The organism is Rhodocytophaga aerolata, assembly GCF_030503435.1.
In the GTDB taxonomy this organism is placed as follows: domain Bacteria; phylum Bacteroidota; class Bacteroidia; order Cytophagales; family 172606-1; genus Rhodocytophaga; species Rhodocytophaga aerolata.
The window spans coordinates 30,733-47,600 of the sequence record NZ_JAUKPO010000016.1 but is presented as its reverse complement, the minus strand read 5'-3'; the positions used below and the strand labels follow the sequence as shown (position 1 = coordinate 47,600).

At 41.6% G+C, this 16,868-nt stretch carries 16 protein-coding genes; 4 read left to right on the top strand and 12 right to left on the bottom strand.

Annotated features, from left to right (window positions below):
- Positions 1–23 precede the first annotated feature (23 nt).
- Both Q0590_RS22560 and Q0590_RS22555 read right to left on the bottom strand, forming a co-directional pair.
- Positions 24–812 (bottom strand): LuxR C-terminal-related transcriptional regulator, encoded by a 789-nt coding sequence (locus Q0590_RS22560; protein WP_302039877.1) that lies wholly within the window; start codon positions 810–812, stop codon positions 24–26.
- A gap of 267 nt (positions 813–1,079) precedes the next feature.
- Positions 1,080–2,372 carry an anthranilate synthase component I family protein gene (locus tag Q0590_RS22555; RefSeq protein ID WP_302039876.1) on the bottom strand — a complete coding sequence of 431 codons (1,293 nt, stop codon included), beginning with the start codon at positions 2,370–2,372 and terminating at the stop codon, positions 1,080–1,082.
- 99 nt (positions 2,373–2,471) lie between these two features.
- On the opposite strand from Q0590_RS22555, the gene hisB reads away from it, so the two are divergent.
- The 3 genes from hisB (at position 2,472) to Q0590_RS22540 (ending at position 5,077) form a co-directional block, all read left to right on the top strand.
- Positions 2,472–3,587 carry a bifunctional histidinol-phosphatase/imidazoleglycerol-phosphate dehydratase HisB gene (hisB, locus tag Q0590_RS22550; protein WP_302039875.1) on the top strand — a complete coding sequence of 372 codons (1,116 nt, stop codon included), beginning with the start codon at positions 2,472–2,474 and terminating at the stop codon, positions 3,585–3,587.
- Positions 3,588–3,668: 81 nt separating this feature from the next.
- On the top strand, positions 3,669–4,262 hold the full coding sequence (locus Q0590_RS22545) for a riboflavin synthase (protein WP_302039874.1): 594 nt from the start codon (positions 3,669–3,671) through the stop codon (positions 4,260–4,262).
- A gap of 125 nt (positions 4,263–4,387) precedes the next feature.
- Complete coding sequence (locus Q0590_RS22540; protein WP_302039873.1) at positions 4,388–5,077, top strand: LytR/AlgR family response regulator transcription factor; 690 nt, start codon at positions 4,388–4,390, stop codon at positions 5,075–5,077.
- 31 nt (positions 5,078–5,108) lie between these two features.
- Here Q0590_RS22540 and Q0590_RS22535 read toward each other — a convergent pair whose 3' ends face one another.
- From Q0590_RS22535 to Q0590_RS22490, 10 genes are all read right to left on the bottom strand, one after another.
- Positions 5,109–5,699 carry a phosphatase PAP2 family protein gene (locus Q0590_RS22535; protein ID WP_302039872.1) on the bottom strand — a complete coding sequence of 197 codons (591 nt, stop codon included), beginning with the start codon at positions 5,697–5,699 and terminating at the stop codon, positions 5,109–5,111.
- Positions 5,700–5,851: 152 nt separating this feature from the next.
- Entirely contained in the window at positions 5,852–6,796 is a 945-nt protein-coding gene (locus tag Q0590_RS22530; protein WP_302039871.1) for a ComEA family DNA-binding protein, read from the bottom strand.
- A gap of 169 nt (positions 6,797–6,965) precedes the next feature.
- A complete protein-coding gene (locus tag Q0590_RS22525) occupies positions 6,966–8,669 on the bottom strand; it encodes a sodium-dependent transporter (RefSeq protein WP_302039870.1) in 1,704 nt (567 codons plus the stop codon).
- A 208-nt stretch (positions 8,670–8,877) separates the two neighbouring features.
- Positions 8,878–9,789 (bottom strand): SDR family oxidoreductase, encoded by a 912-nt coding sequence (locus tag Q0590_RS22520; protein WP_302039869.1) that lies wholly within the window; start codon positions 9,787–9,789, stop codon positions 8,878–8,880.
- A 121-nt stretch (positions 9,790–9,910) separates the two neighbouring features.
- Positions 9,911–10,609, bottom strand: a complete 699-nt coding sequence (locus Q0590_RS22515; protein WP_302039868.1) for a peptidylprolyl isomerase — start codon at positions 10,607–10,609, stop codon at positions 9,911–9,913.
- 186 nt (positions 10,610–10,795) lie between these two features.
- Positions 10,796–11,746: a hydroxymethylbilane synthase gene (gene hemC / locus Q0590_RS22510; protein WP_302039867.1), complete on the bottom strand. Its 951-nt coding sequence runs from the start codon at positions 11,744–11,746 to the stop codon at positions 10,796–10,798.
- Between the two features lie 112 nt (positions 11,747–11,858).
- Positions 11,859–12,761: a 30S ribosomal protein S6--L-glutamate ligase gene (gene rimK, locus Q0590_RS22505; RefSeq protein WP_302039866.1), complete on the bottom strand. Its 903-nt coding sequence runs from the start codon at positions 12,759–12,761 to the stop codon at positions 11,859–11,861.
- Complete coding sequence (locus Q0590_RS22500) at positions 12,761–13,216, bottom strand: ATP-dependent zinc protease family protein (protein WP_302039865.1); 456 nt, start codon at positions 13,214–13,216, stop codon at positions 12,761–12,763. The genes rimK and Q0590_RS22500 overlap by 1 nt, the downstream gene beginning before the upstream one ends.
- Before the next feature lie 82 nt (positions 13,217–13,298).
- Complete coding sequence (locus tag Q0590_RS22495) at positions 13,299–14,423, bottom strand: DNA polymerase III subunit (protein WP_302039864.1); 1,125 nt, start codon at positions 14,421–14,423, stop codon at positions 13,299–13,301.
- Between the two features lie 79 nt (positions 14,424–14,502).
- Positions 14,503–15,711, bottom strand: a complete 1,209-nt coding sequence (locus Q0590_RS22490) for a GlmU family protein (protein WP_302039863.1) — start codon at positions 15,709–15,711, stop codon at positions 14,503–14,505.
- 352 nt (positions 15,712–16,063) lie between these two features.
- Here Q0590_RS22490 and Q0590_RS22485 point away from each other — a divergent pair, with 352 nt between their 5' ends.
- The gene (locus Q0590_RS22485; RefSeq protein ID WP_302039862.1) at positions 16,064–16,864 is read left to right on the top strand and encodes a murein L,D-transpeptidase catalytic domain family protein; all 801 of its coding nucleotides are present in this window, start codon (positions 16,064–16,066) and stop codon (positions 16,862–16,864) included.
- The last annotated feature ends 4 nt before the right edge of the window (positions 16,865–16,868 follow it).

Below are 16,868 nucleotides of genomic sequence, written 5' to 3'. Positions count from 1 at the left end.
GCCAGTTTCTGATCAGTTGCTGACTATAGCATTCCATGATTAATGGCATAACTAACCAAGGCTCTAGCATTGGGTAGTTTGGTTTTGTCGAGCATGTTGCGGCGGTGTGTACTTACAGTGTATTCACTCAAATTTAACCGATCAGCAATTTGCTTTGTACTGAATCCTTCTGCTAAATATTTTATAAGTTCCCTTTCGCGTTTGCTAAAAGCAATCTGGTTTTTCAACTGTGAATCTTTTGCATCCCACACCAAATATCCTTCGTTTTCTGTAGATATAATGGCAGCCGATACACCAGTTTCTTTTTTGAGATGGGATATATCGGAAAGTACCATGAGCAGTAGTACTATATTTCCTGATTTATCAGTCTGCAAAGTAGTATTTTGCTGCAGCACCCGCTTGTATACGCCTGCCCTGGTACATATTCTGAAGTCAGCGCTTGTTTTATAATACTTCCTTTTTGCCGCGGGCAAAGAGAGTAAAAAATCCCAGACAAATTTTAACGCCTTCTGATAATCCTCTATGTCATCCGGATGGATCAGACTAAGGCCAAAATCCATTCCTTTCTGCAAAAATTCGGCACTTGTAAATCCTAATATATGTTCGCAGTTTTTTGTAACGTACACATACTTGGAAATACGCAGATCTGTAATAATGGTCATGGAGGGGCCGGCATTCAATATAATATCCATCACCGGATTTTCCTGAAACAAATGATAGTATTCTGTTAGATTCTTATCAAAATTCTGGGTTTGCCATAATTTAAGATTCTCTCTGTATGTTTCAGGAGTATTAGTAGATTTTAAAACCATAGGCAGGTAGTGTAATATAAAAGCTTGAACTATCTAATAATTCAACAATTAGCTTAACGCCAATAACTACAAAAAATCATAAAAATAGTTAGAAATGATTTTCTAGTTGAAGCATTTATACTTTTTACTAGTAAAAGTGCAGCTAATATAATCAAATAACCCTATAAAACAACTCGTTTTTAAGGAAAAAACAAATGTAATATTTAAGCTTAATTTATACCTCTGATTGATTGTAACCAAATATTTTTTCAAATCCATAATTTTGTATTACCCGGTTTGCAAAATGTTCCAGATGGCTCTGGCTTTTAATAAACACTCCTCATATTCTTGCTGCGCCTGCGCATCATAGGTAATAGCACTTCCTGCCTGGAAGGAAAGATATTTTGTTTGGGCATGATAGAAAAGGCTACGGATAACTACATTAAAATCAAAGTCGCTTGTTGGGGTAATATAGCCCACCGCCCCGGAAAACAATCCCCGGTAAGCTTGCTCATACACATCAATCAGCTCCATCGCTTTAATTTTAGGTGCACCAGTCATACTTCCCATGGGAAAGGCATGTTTAATAGCGTCGGTAAAGGGTAAATCTGGACGAATAGTAGCCGACACACTGGAGATCATCTGGTGGAGCTGGGGAAAAGTATAGATGCCAAACAGCTCTTCCACAACCACACTTCCCGTAACAGCACTCCTAGCCAGATCATTACGTACCAGATCTACAATCATCATGTTTTCTGCCAGTTCTTTCTCGTTATGCCGCAATTGAAACTTTATTTGTTCATCTTCTTCCAAAGAGCTGCCACGCCGGGCGGTGCCTTTGATCGGCTGGGAAAGTAACTGGTTGCATGTTTTCTTCAAAAACCGTTCGGGAGAGGCACAAAGTAAATAATAATCTTCTATGCGGCCATATACGGAGAAAGGCATAGGAGATTTGGTAGTTAATTCCTGATACAGCTGCCAGGGATGGATAGATACATTTTCAGCAAAAAATTCTATACAATAATTCAGTTCATAGACATCCCCTTCTAGAATATGTTTTTTGATTTGCTCCACATGTGCCAGATAGGTTTCAGCAGTAGTCCGTTGCTTTATTTGGATAGCCATCTTAGGAGAAGCAGGTTCTTTTGGCAGGTCTTGTGATAGTATTTGCTGATACACCTTATCTGGATCTGCTAAGGTCTCTATCCGGATAGTTTCCTGGTCAAAATGGATAATATGCAGTGGGATGTAAAAATACGCCGGAGGAAATTGCAGATAATCTGGGTTACGGCTTTGTAAGTCTTCCAGCTCATTTTTTAAATCATAGGTAAAATACCCGATGAGCCAGTCTTGGTGCACATCATGAAACTGCTGCATAGATGCAAACGTATTTCCTGGTGTTATGGGACATATAGCTGCATGTCCGGCTGCCAGAAGAGTAGCAAATCCCCCGAAAGGATACGTATAGGCATTGTTGTCGAACAAATGCATATGGCTGAATTGGCGTGCCCAGGCTATGGCTTTTTGCCTGAATTCACTAAAATGATGTGGCGTAAATACGTTGGTTGTCCTTTTTGCCATAGGTTGGAAACTACTAACAAAGCTACGTGTTTATCAGAGGAAACTGCCAATTTTATCTGATGCTTTTACTTCTCTTCAGGAAGACTTAACTTGCATGCCATGAAAAAAGTACTGTTTATAGACCGTGATGGAACCATTATTGTTGAGCCGCCATCCGATTATCAGGTAGATTCACTAGAGAAACTGGAATTTCTGCCTAAAGTAATTACTTCCCTCCATAGCCTTGCCAAACAGACAGACTATGAATTCGTAATGGTTACCAACCAGGACGGTTTAGGAACAGATTCTTTCCCCGAAAATACCTTCTGGCCGGCACACAATAAAATGATAAAAACACTGGCTGGGGAAGGTATCCATTTTTCAGCTGTATATATCGATAAAAGTTTTGAACACCAGCAACTGCCTACCCGCAAGCCCGGTACTGGTATGCTTACTGCGTATCTAAACGGCAACTATGACCTAGCCAACTCTTATGTAATTGGCGACAGGTTAACAGATGTAAAGTTGGCCCGTAACCTGGGTACGAAAGCCATTCTATTCGCTGCTCCGGATACAGAATTGGCCGCGTTAGATGAAACACTTGTATTGATTTCGCAAGAGTGGGAGGAAATTCAGCGTTTTCTGAGCTTACCGGCACGCAAAGCACAGGTGCGTCGGACTACCAAAGAAACGGATATTACTATTGAATTAAATTTAGATGGACAGGGAAAAGCAGATATGCAAACTGGAGTCGGTTTTTTTGATCATATGCTCGACCAGCTGGCTAAACATTCTGGTGCCGACCTGCAAATTAAGGTAAAGGGTGATTTGCATATAGATGAGCACCATACCATAGAAGATACAGCACTTGCCCTGGGAGAAGCCTATGCCAAAGCCCTGGGAGATAAACGTGGCATAAACCGGTATGGGTTTTTGTTGCCTATGGATGAAGCCCTGGCACAAGTAGCGATAGATTTTTCCGGCAGAAACTGGCTTGTCTGGGAAGCAGACTTTAAACGGGAAAAGATTGGTGACATGCCGACCGAGATGTTTTTTCACTTTTTTAAATCGTTTACAGATACAGCGAAATGTAACTTAAATATTAAAGCAGAAGGCACGAACGAGCATCACAAAATAGAAGCCATTTTCAAAGCTTTTGCCAAATCAGTGAAAATGGCTGTGGCCAGAGATGTGCAAAACCTGCAAAGTATGCCCAGCACCAAAGGCGTATTATAATGACTATTAACAAATAAAAATGCGTAATTAGTCATTTGTTAATAGTCGCTCTCAATTATCATTCATCATTAGTCAATACCTATGTTTACCGGAATTATTGAATCAGTTGGAGAAGTCAGGCAGATAGAGCTGCAGGGAACAAATCTTACTTTTACTATTGCCTCACCACTGGCACCAGAATTAAAAGTAGACCAGAGCCTGTCGCATAACGGGGTTTGCCTGACCGTAACAGATATTACAGCAGATACCTACAAGGTAACGGCTATTCAGGAAACCTTGTCGAAAACCAATTTGGGAAAGCTTACTATTGGGAGCAAAGTAAACCTGGAGCGGTGCATGCAACTCAATGGACGTTTTGATGGGCATATTGTACAAGGCCATGTAGACCAGACTGGTATTTGTACGCAAGTACAAGAACTGGACGGAAGCTGGCTCTTTGACTTTGAATACGAGGCTACTTCAGGTAACTTTACCGTTGAAAAAGGGTCTATCTGTGTTAATGGCGTAAGTTTAACGGCCTTCAACTCCACCAATAACACATTTAGAGTAGCTATTATTCCCTATACATTTACCCATACTAATTTTCATGAGATTAAAAAAGGAGACACGGTAAACCTGGAATTTGATATTATTGGTAAATACCTAATGCGCATGCTTCCTGACAGATTTAAGTAATGAATAGCAATTAATTGATTTTTTTGTTGTATTTGTAAAATCTATTTTTCAAAATGCAAGAGTAATGTTCTGCATTCCCTTTTTCGGGTAGAATAACCGTAGTTTTTATAACCAGCTTAGTATACATGACTTGTTTGATTGTTGATGACGAAGATATGTCCCGTTCCATTGTTCAACATTTTGTTGAGCAAACCAATTTTCTCAGCCTGGTTCAATCTTGCCCGGATGCTATTCAGGCGGCAAACGTATTGCAGCAAACGCCAGTAGACGTACTTTTCCTGGATATAGAAATGCCGCACATGTCGGGCATGGAACTGGTAAAGAGCCTCCAGGTAAAGCCACAGGTTATTTTTATCACCTCCCGTGCCGACTATGCTGTAGAAGCATTTGAGTATAACGTTACAGACTATCTGGTGAAGCCTATTACCTATGCCAGATTTTTAAAAGCTGTAACCAAAGCCAAAGAGCTTTTTGATGCCCAGCAACCAGTACAACTCTATGCCAAGGACCTATATATTAAGACAGATTCCAAAATTGTAAAAATTCACCTGAAAGATTTGCTCTATGTGGAAGCTCTGGCAGACTATGTAATGTTCTACACAGCTAATGGCAGCCGCCATGTGGTACATTCTACTATGAAAGGCGTGGAAAAGAGGCTGAGTTCCGGAGGTTTTATGCGGGTACACCGTTCATTTATTATCAACATCGAAAAAATAGAATCTATTGAAGACCTCTCTATTATCATCAATAAAAAGCTTATTCCCATTGGTGCTTCCTATAAAGATGGTTTTTTGAAAAAGTTAAATATCCTGTAAGGTTGCTCCTATCAACTTCAAAGCAGGGCGTTTAATTATTTATTTGCTGCTTACTGCTGATTGCCCGTTTATCAATTTTCAGTAGTTTATACAGCATATACATTACTAAAGCACATCCGATTCCTACCATTGCTCCAAAAAACAAATCTAAGGGATAGTGTACGCCTACATAAATGCGGCTGTAGGAAACCAAAAAGGCCCAGTAAAATAAGTAGGAAATATAAGGCAATGAATTTCTCAGCAAGAGCCACATCAGCATAGCAAAAGCGAACGTGGTAGATGCATGCGAAGAAACAAACCCATATTGCCCGCCACAACCCCGCACCACATGAACAATCTGCGTGATCGCCTCTTCATAACAGGGACGCTTCCGCAAAAAATAGGGCTTGAAAACGGCCGAGGCAATCTGATCTGCCAGTGTAATAGCAATAACTACGGCAATCACAATCCACAGCCCTTGCCATTTATACCGCTTAATCAGAAAAACGATGATAAGGCCATAAAACGGAAACCAGAACCATTTGTCTGTGATCCAGTACATAGCTGTGTCCATCAACGGAGTATGAAAGCTATTCAGCAAGAGGAACAGTTGTGTGTCCCATTCTTTTATTTTTTCAATCATGCGGTAGTATTTCTGCCCTTATCAAATGCTTTTTTGAAAGCTTTTTCAATGTCCTTTGCCTCCGTAAATGAAGATCGTCCTGCACAGATACTTTCCATCCATATTGGTTTCTGAAACAAAGGACTGGCATGGCTGTTTAACTATCTGTTTGATTAATCAAAGCTAAGATAGGGAGCTAATTTATCCAAGGTCCCTTTATCCAACGCACGTATCTGATAAAGATTCTCTAGACTTGTGTACTTTCCATGTTGTTTTCTGAAGTCGACAATTATGTTGGCAATTTTGGGAGTAATGTATGGATGGGCATCTAATTCCTGTACTGTGGCCGAATTAATAGGGATTTGTTGCAAGATGGGAGTTTTGATATACCCATGTTTTAACACTTCCTCTACCACAACTGAGTCAAGGCCGTACACTTCTCTTAATTGGTTGCTTGTGTAAAAACCGCCTAACTTATTCCGGTAAGTAATAATTCTTCTGGATAAACCAGGTCCTATCCCTTTTAGTTGAACTAATTGTGTACTATCTGCCAGGTTTAAATCAAAAGACAATACCTCTTTTTCAGGTTTTGCTTCCGGCGTAACACGTTTTTCAATCTTAGCAGATGGAGTAGTTGAATATTCTTTCTTTGTGTAGGTGAGAGAGTCAGGTAAGAGGAGATAGGGTTTCAGTTGTGCGTATATTTCCGCCGGAAAGCCATATATTTTTAGCAAATCTGATTTTATCCGGAATGTACCTCCCTTTTGCCGGTAATTACTAATCCGCTGTGCTATGGTTTGTTGAAGCCCTAATGTCTGCCATTGATCCACAGAAAGATCATTGGGATTGAAAGAACTTATTGGAAAACTATCGGAGGGTGAGGGAACAGCCGCTTGAATATCGGAAGAGTTGGCCGTGGATTCTTGCAGTAGGGCTTTTAAACTATCCAGCTTACGAATATCTGCAGTAGCCTCTGCACGTTTGCCGGAATACAGGAGGTTAGCAAAAAAAGGTGCGGCTACTGCCAACACCAGGATTATTGTAAGCACACCAAATCCACTGATTTCTTTCCCGGAAAAGCCAAAAACGTTACGGAGCCAATACTTTACTTTTTTCATACAAACCCAACAACAGGTATTGCTTAGGTTCTGGGTTCATCGTCATTTTCTGAAAATGAGTCTGGTTCCGTACTGGGCTTACCAGTTAACACTCTGTAAAAGAAATAGCCGGTAAAGCCCGTAACTATCAGCTGTGTAGCCACCATCATAACTAAAGCACTTGAATTCATTACGAAAATCTCCCTTCTCTAATACGTTTTTTATAAGCCACAAACACCAAGTAAGCTGCTGTTAGAAATACAGCTAACAGCAATAACCTGGCTCCATTAATATAAGTAATTCTGCTTTCCAGGGATTCAACAAGAGCTGAGTCTGTTGTAGCGGCTATTTGCTGTTTTATACCTTTGTTCATCAGTTGAGCAATGATAGAGCCGTTATCCAGATTCCATCCTTCTCCATTGCCTAAACCTGCAAAGGCAGCCCCCCAATCTCCGCCGGCCGGTCCAATTAATGAACCAACAAAAACAAATATCAACAAGAAAGGCGTAATCCATTTAATGACGAACTTGTAAAAAGAGGGTACTTTCAGATCGGCCCCATCATTTATTTCTTTCCAGCCTTTGGTCATTCCGAAAACCCAGGCAAACAGAATGGTTTCCGCTAAGGCAAAAACTACCAGCGAAACCGTACCGGCCCAATAATCATACTCATCAAATACCCCTTCGTTAAAGAACAGAACAGTAGGTAAGCCTAAAATAAGTACAATGATTCCAAAAGAAAGGGCAGCTTTTTCACGTGTCCACTTGAACTCATCCTGCATAAAACCCATCCAGGGAGTACCCATAGCTAATGAAGAGGTAATACCTGCAAAGAATAACAAACCAAAGAAAGCTACTCCAGCAAAAGCACCAATAAAGGTTCCCCATTGGCTAAACAGAAAGGGCATGGTACGGAAACCAAGGCCAAGGCCTCCACTAGCGGTCAGCTCAATTACCCTGTCTATACCCAGATAGCCAACAGAAATAGGAATCAGAATGGCGCTGCCTAATACTACTTCCACAAACTCGTTCATCCATCCGGCAGACATGGCATTAAGCGCTATATCATCTTTTTTACTCACATACGAAGCGTAACACTGAATAGTACCCATACCAACAGATAAGGTAAAGAATATCTGGCCAGCGGCCGCCAACCACACTTTAGGATTTGCCAACGAGTCAAACTGAGGCGTCCAGAGGAAATTTAAACCTACTGAACCACCAAACAGTGCACCCTCTTTACCGGCTTGCAGGGTAATACCTTTATACGCAAGGAATACCCCAAACAAGATTAACAGCGGCATACCAATTTTGGCAGCTTTTTCAACCCCTCCACTTAATCCTTTACTTAATATCCAGGTATTTAGAATTAAACACAGTAAAAAGAAAATAACTGCTTCATAAGGGATACCAGTAGTGGATACGCCAACATCTACATATTTTTCAAAAAAGCTAGCTACCTGCCCCTGATCCATTCCTGCAAAAGTACCTGCCACCGAATGGAATACATAGGACATGGTCCAGCTTTCCAGATAACAGTAATAGGAGGCTACTGCAATATTGGTAAATATGCCAAACACCCCTATGTATTTCCAGAAACTTCGCCTGTCCATGGTGTCCAGGATAAAGGGCGTAGAATGATGCCCATGTTTACCTCCAAAGCGTCCCATAGACCACTCAATCCATAATAAAGGAACACCCATCAACAGGAAGCAGATCAGGTAAGGAATAATGAAGGCACCGCCCCCGTTTTGCACTGCTTGTACCGGAAAGCGAAGAAAATTGCCAAGTCCAACTGCGTTTCCGGCCATGGCCAGGATCAACCCCACTCTGGAGCCCCAAGATTCAGTATTTGTAGAAGGAGATGTGGTAGTAGTGGTGGTGGATGAACTCATGCAGTTATTGGTTTCCTGGTGTAAAGTTGAAATTTAGTTATCTTAGCCATAATTGCAAAATTTAATTCCCTATTTCTGGCAGATGAATCCACATGCTTACTGAAATAGTTATATAAACCCTAAGAGCCTCAACCCGCAAATTTCCTAATTAGCAGATAATTATCATTGGATATGAACATTTGCCATCTGGCCAAATTAAAACTCATAATCATAAGCTGTGTGTTTGTACCTGCGCTGCTATTTTGGCTATCCCATCGGTAAAGGAATGAGGCCTGAATTGAAGTTGCTGTTGAGCTTTGTTGATTAAGAGTCCGGTTTTGAGTGGCCTTCTGGCTGGCTGGCTAAATGTACTGGAGTCAGCTTCATTTATGTAAGAGGCATCCAGGTGAAAATAGCTGGCTGTTTGTAATGCCATCTGGTAAGGGCTTAATAACTCCTTTCCGGCAATATTGAAAATCCCCTCTGCCTCCTGTTCAATAATCAGATAACAACCCATGGCCAGGTCTTCGGCAAGTGTAGGGGTGCGCCATTGGTCTGTTACCACCTGTATCGTTTTTTTTTCTTCCAGAGATTTTTTTACCCACAAAATAATATTATTCCGGCTCATATCCTGCACAATTCCGTATACCAGCACCGTACGGATAATAGCCCACCGGATATCGCTTGAGGTTACTAATTGCTCAGCCGCCAGCTTACTCTGGCCATAATAGTTTATAGGATTTGCGGGTGCCTCCTCAGTATAGGGGCCATTTTCTCCATCAAATATAAAATCGGTAGAAAGGTGAACAAGAAAACAATGATGTTTTCTGCAAGCTTTTACCAGAAATTCTACTGCTGTTACATTTAATTGCCAGCAGGCTTCTTTCTGCGTCTCACACTGATCGACATTGGTCATGGCAGCCGTATGAATAACGAATTCTGGTTTTTCTCTGGCAATCAAACTCTCTACCTGTTCTTGGTCGGTAACATCTATTGATTGATAAGTATAGGCAGTTGACGATTGCAGCCGGTTAGTTCCTTTGGCAATAGCAATTACCTGGTAAGTAGCTTTGTCTGCCAACAGGGCAACCAGCTTCTGTCCTAGCAGGCCATTAGAACCTGTAATTAGTATTTTTTTCATTCCTATACCGGGCTTATCAGGATAATGGGGTTTGGTAAGTTAGTTGTCTATTGATATCCGTTCATAGAACAGAGATGATACCTTAGTGTCAGTAGTTAATCTATAGAGCTATAGCGTCAGGCTACGAATACTGATAGCCATATTGTTTGGTAATTTTCTTCTTCCGCATTTTCTTCACACTTACCTTCATGGGAATATCTTTGCTCGGACGGTCGCGGCTATCTTTGGGTTGCTGGGCAATTTTATCTATTACTTCGAGGCCTTTAATAACAATGCCATAAACGGTATAATTCTGGTCTAAATGTGGAATACCACCGATTTTTTTGTACACTTCTTTATGGGCAGCGGGTACGGGCCGGCCTGTCCGGCGTTCTACGGCCGCAAAATCTTCTTCTTTAAAAACTTTGCCCTGGGCCAGATAGAATTGAGAGGCACTAGATGCTTTCTGTGGATTATTATCTCTGGCTGCTGCAATAACTCCTTTTTTATGAAACAACTTATCGTTGAACTCGGCAGGAATGGTATAGCCTAAGTCTCCCTCTCCAAGTGGATCGCCTGGTTTGGCTTTTTTCGAATCCGGATCACCACCTTGAATCATAAATCCATCAATAACCCGGTGAAACAGGGTACCATTGTAAAATCCTTCTTCGGCTAGTTTGAGAAAGTTCGCTTTGTGTTTGGGTGTTTCATCAAATAAGACTAGTTGCATGTCGCCAAACTGGGTGGAAATAGTAATTAAATGGTCTTTTTTCGACTTTTTCTGGGCAACACCTGCATGGGCAATAGCTAAAACAAGCAATAAAATAAAATACTTCTTCATAAACGATGAATGGCAATTTGTGGGCCTAGCCTGCCAGAGATGCTGAGCGGAGCCCGGTATGGTTAACGTTGATTGATTGAAGCTATGATAATACGGAGATTACAAAATAAAACCAAACGCTGCTTAGTTGCTTATAATGCGGCATGTAAGACTACACTCAAAACTAGTTTCCGGCTGAGGTATTATTTATTCTTTGCGAATATCTTTCAGGGTGTTTCTAATTTCTTTAAGAATGGTATCGCCGCCTGCACCTAATACTTCTTCTGACAACCGCTGCCCCAGAGCTACGGCTTCTTCTGCCGGACTTTGTAAAGTCTTTTTCACTAGCTGTTTTCCATTCAGGCTAATAATACCCCCGGTAATGTTTACTATATTATTGTGCAACGTTGCCAAGGCAAAAACCGGAATGCTGCATCCACCCTGTAATTTATTCAAATATGCTCTTTCTGAGAGCAAACAATATTCAGTATCCGGATGGTTGCAAAGGTTGCGGATAATACTTCGTTTCTCAGCATCCAGCGCCACAGATGATTCTACAGCTACACTTCCCTGCCCTACAGCTGGTGTAAATTTATCCAAAGGCAACCGAGAGACTATATGTTTGTCATAATCCATGCGGTGTACGCCGGCAAAGGCTAGAATAATGGCTTCGCACTGGCCATCTTCCAGCTTTTTCATGCGGGTTTGTAAGTTACCCCGCATATCTACTGTTTTAATGTGCGGATAGTAGTGCTTCAGCATGGCTACCCGCCGCGTAGAGGAAGTACCCACTACCCAGGGATGCTGATCGTCGAGAGATATAGTTTTATTAAAGCTAATGAGGACATCATTGGTAACTTCCCGCTGGGTAAAGGCTATAATTTCTAGATCTTCCGGTAGCTGCGATTGCATATCCTTGGCACTGTGTACGGCAATATCTATGCTGCCATCGCGTAAACCGTCTTCCAGTTCAGCTGTAAATACGCCTTTACTGCCTATTTTCGCCAGGGATTTATCAAGTATTTTATCTCCTTTGGTTTCTATGGTAACAATCTGTGGAAGCAGGCCTCCTTTGGTAAGAAGGGCAGCAATGTGATGTGCCTGCCATAGGGCAAGTGCACTGCCACGGGTGCCTATACGTATGGTTTGTGCATTCAAAATCTAAAATCAGTTAGTTGGAATGTGCAAGTTAAGCCAAAAACGCAAATAACGAATGAATACTAAATAAGCATACTCAGTATTCATTCGTCACTATTCCTTAATTATTGCTCTACACACCCACCTTGTCTTTGGATTTTACTTTAATGTTCTTTTCAATATACTGGATAATTTTTCCGGCAATATCTACCTGGGTGGCGGCTTCAATACCCTGCAAGCCTGGAGACGAATTTACTTCCATTACTAAGGGTCCGCGGCTGGATTGCAGCATATCTACCCCGGCTACCGCCAGCCCCAGCGCATCGGCTGCGGCTAAGGCCGTCTCTTTTTCCTGTTTACTGAGTTTAATCAATACGCCACTACCTCCCCGGTGAAGGTTCGAGCGGAAATCGTCTCCTTTGCCCTGACGTTTCATGGCTCCTACCACTTTCCCATCTACCACAAATGCCCGGATATCAGCACCGGCGGCTTCTTTAATAAATTCCTGGATCAGAATATCGGCTTTCAATCCGTAAAAAGCTTCGATAATGGACTTAGCCGCTTTTCGCGATTCTGCCAGCATTACCCCTATTCCCTGGGTTCCCTCCAGCAGTTTAATGACGACCGGTGTACCCCCTACCTGGCTGATTACCTGGTCTATGTCTTTGGTGTGGTTGGCAAAGGCTGTTTTGGGTAAGCCTACCCCTGCTTTCGACAAAATCTGTAAACTTCTCAGTTTATCTCTGGAACGGACAATAGCCAGAGATTTTACGGCACTAAATACCTGCATGATTTCAAACTGCCGCACAATGGCCGTGCCATATGCCGTTACCGAGTTGCCAATACGGGGAATAATTGCATCTACTTTGGGTATAACTTTACCATTATAATAGATCACCGGATTTCCTCTTTCAATGATTACATAGCATTTAAGATGGTCCAGTACGAGTACATCATGGCCTCTGAGCTTAGCAGCTTCGACTAGCCGTTTGGTGGAATACAAACTTGCATTCCTGGATAATATAGCGATACGCATTAGGATTGTCTAATTTTTTGATTGTAGGACAGATTGTACAGAGATACGTCTACGATAAATCTGTTTTTTAGTAATTTTCTTCCAAGCAATATGGGGTATTTCATTTCTGTGCGGTCAGATAAGGAGAACTCAGCCCTGATTACCCTCCCAAATACTTTAACTTTAGTCTTTATTACGAATCTCTCTTCAATCTGGCCAAAAGAACTTTTAATCTTTTTTTCCTTAAAATTCCTGGTGATAAACACCTTCTCTCCCAGGCCTTCCTGGTGAGAGCCCAGGATGTGAAAACTTATTTTTTTTAGCCCGTTCCTCTCGATAATCTTAATTTGTGAACAATGAATGGCCGACGTATAGGCGCCAGTATCAATTTTTGCTTCTATATTCTCCAGACCAAATCCGGGTAAATCAATCAGATCTCTTCTGCCGATCAGGCACTTTTGTGGCTTTTCTTTCATGAAAGAATCTAATGGTTGAATAGGAACGTGTTGGAATGTTTGAAGATTAAATTAATATACTATTTTCCGGCTAGTTTATAAGTCAGGCAGACCGGATAATGCCTGAAATAGCCAGGGAAGTATCTAAAAATACTATTTTCGCACTGGCATTTCTTTCCAGATGAAAACAGACATCATTCAGTTGCTTATATAAACCTTCTGCTTTAGCTGCGTTCACCACTTTAGAAAAGCCCTCAATAAATGTCCGCTCCTCTCCTTCCAGCCTGCTTAACTGGATTTCTTTATATGGCCATACCAGGGTTTCACGAACCATTTCCATTCCATACATCATCAGGCTTTTCTGACTTTCTTTACTCATTTTAGCAAATTTTTCCATCCAGTCTACCAGTCCGGTCACATTGCCCCGGAAACATAGGCGCATCCATTCACGGAACAGTTCATGGTTATCGTTGGCCGTCTCTTTGATAAGCCGCAAAGCTTCATACAGGTTACCATCACTCAAATATGCGATCTGCCCTGCCCTTTTAGATTCTACCCCATAACTGGTTACAAGTACCTTCTCAATCTCCTGGCCGCTAAAAGACCGGATTCTGATAAGTTGCGTACGGGAGATAATGGTGGTGAGTAACTTCTCTATACTCTGGCTAACCAGCAGAAATACTGTTTTAGGCGGTGGTTCCTCTAAAATTTTAAGCAGTGCATTGGCAGAAGTATTATTTAGCAGTTCCGGGAGCCACAGGATCAGCACCTTGTATTGCGCTTCGTACGATTTCAGACTCAACTTCTGAATAATTGACCGGCTTTCTTCGGCTGATATATTGGGTTGTTTATTTTCTGTGCCGATATAGCTGCACCAGTCGGTCAGGCCAGCGTATACATTTTCTTTCAGGTAGGTGCGCCATTCAGGTAAAAAATTTTCACTTAACGGATCTTTGGAAACTTTTTTGGTTGTAGCCACCGGAAATACAAAATGCAGATCCGGGTGAATCAGCTTGTTTATTTTACTGCAGGAAGCGCATTGCCCACAAGAATCCTGATTCTGCCGGTTCTCACAGTTAATATAGGTAGCATATGCCAGGGCCATAGCCAGATTAGCACTGCCTTCATTGCCAAAAAACAGCTGGGCATGGGCTATCTGGCCTTTTTGCACAGCCGCAACAAGGGTTTGTTTGATATCTTCTAAGCCAGGAATTTCTCTGAAAAACATAGGACTAATCAGTCATGAGGAATGAATATTGATTCAGACGGATGTTGTTGGTAATCATTCATCATTCGTTTACTGCTCATTATTTAAAGCCAATCCGTTTATTTGACCGGTGTGTAAGCTGAAAAACATGTTCTAAAATTTTTTTATCTGCCGCCTCAAAGGTTTTTCCCCTGCGCTGCAAGGCTTTCTCGGCTACATCCAACGCTTTTTCCAATTGATATACCTCCAGGCCTTTGGCTCCCCCCCAGGAAAATGAAGGCACAAACTTAGGTGGAAAGTCGCCTCCGAATATGTTAGCACTCACTCCCACAACCGAACCTGTGTTAAACATGGTGTTAATACCTGCCTTGGAATGGTCGCCCATCATCAGGCCGCAAAATTGTAACCCGGTATTAACCAGTTTATTCTCCGCATAACTCCATATTTTGATAGACCCATAATCATTTTTCATGTTGGAGGTATTTGTATCTGCACCAATATTACACCACTCGCCAATTACTGAGTTTCCCAGATATCCTTCATGCGCCTTGTTGCTATACCCCATAAACACACTATTGGTGATTTCACCGCCTACTTTACAATACGGGCCTATGGTATTGTCGCCACGCATTTTACTACCCATATGCAGAATAGATCCTTCACAAATGGCAAAAGCCCCTCTCACCAGACTCCCTTCCTGAACTTCCGCATTTTTTCCTATATAAATGGGGCCGGCATTGGCATTGAGTACTGCAGAAATAATAACCGCCCCTTCTTCCACAAACACTTCTTTGGGGTTATAAACACTGGTATGTTTGTCGGTAATAGGCACTGATTCCCGCCCTTTGGTCAGCCAATGAAAATCGTATCTGATCTGGGCACCATTTTGAATAAACAGATCATAAACCTGGCGTATAACGGTAAGTGGCTCCGGGAATTCTTTTCCTTTGGCCTGGCTAATGGCAACCATTAGTTTTTCCGTGTCTTCGAAGAAATCATCCGTTTTCAAAGCAATACACGTGTCGCCCTGCATAAGTTTTTCGCCGGCTTTTAATTTATCCAGAACTTTGAGAAGTGGCTCAACCGGACAAACCGCTCCATTTATATACAGGTTTTTACCTGACCGGATACCAGGAAATTTGTCCTGCAGATAGGCTTCTGTTATATACGACGGGGTGGCATTCAGCAAGTGTTGCCACTTTTGTGAAATAGTAGCTATACCACATCTCAGTTCTGCTATTGGCCTGGTCAGGGTAAATGGCATTAATGACATCCGTAATGTTGGATCATCAAATAATAGGTAGTTCATAGTATGATAAGCTTACTGGTGGCTAGTACGTACGGATAGCAAAAGTAGGCAGAAAAGATCAAATTTATTTGCACAAAGCTACCTGCCTTGTTTAGTCGACAGCTTCTAGTTTGCTGCCCTACCAGGTAAGTCGTTCGGGCAAGTAGTATATTTTATGCGATCTGCTGTTGACAATTATATAATAGAGAATCTGCCTGTATTTACTGAAAATGAGTACGCAAGCATGTTTTTTTAGAACATTATAGTAAATAAATACAAATATTTGGCGCCAAGGGGAATTATACGGCTGCTAAAGGCGTTCTATATAAGAGTCCAGTTAAAAAATCCTTTTTCCAAACCTAAACCCTACGTTATGCTGAAGAAAAGCAGAGTTTTAATGATGGCTTTTTTGTTCTTTTCTTTCCTATTTACCTCTCCTGTGTTTGCAAATGATGGCAACAAGGATAACTCTCTTACAGAAAAAAAGGAGTCTGCCTCTAAGCAGGTACTGTTTGAGAATCATATCACAGATTTATATCAATCTATTGTTTTTGGCGATTCCCGCCCGGATTATGAATTATTCCGGAAAGCGTATGTGGGTTTTCTGAACCTGAAAGCAGCCAACAAACTCTCTGACAAGAACATTTTAACTATTATTGACTTCCGCCTTTCTTCCACTAAAGAGCGGTTCTGGAGCATTGATCTGGCTGAAAAAAAAGTATTATTTCATTCTTTAGTTGCTCATGGCCGTAAATCCGGTGAAGAGTTTGCCAAAAAATTCTCTAATACTCTGGAGTCCCATATGAGCAGCTTTGGGTTTTATGTTACCGGCAGTACCTATACCGGCAAGCATGGATTGTCGTTGTACCTGGATGGGATGGATGCCGGATATAATTCCAATGCCCGTACCCGTGCAATCGTTATGCATAGCGCTGATTATGTAAATAAAGAGTTTATTAATCAGTATGGACGGCTGGGAAGAAGTTTAGGATGTCCGGCTATTCCGGCAGCGAATCACCAGGAGGTAATTAATACATTGATGGACAAAACATGTTTGTTCATTTATTACCCTAACACAGCTTATGAGAAGAAAGCTAAATTACTATCTAATACAGCTGCGTTAAATTACTTCTTTGCTAACCAATTAACAGGAAATGCCTTAAGTACTTTATAAACTC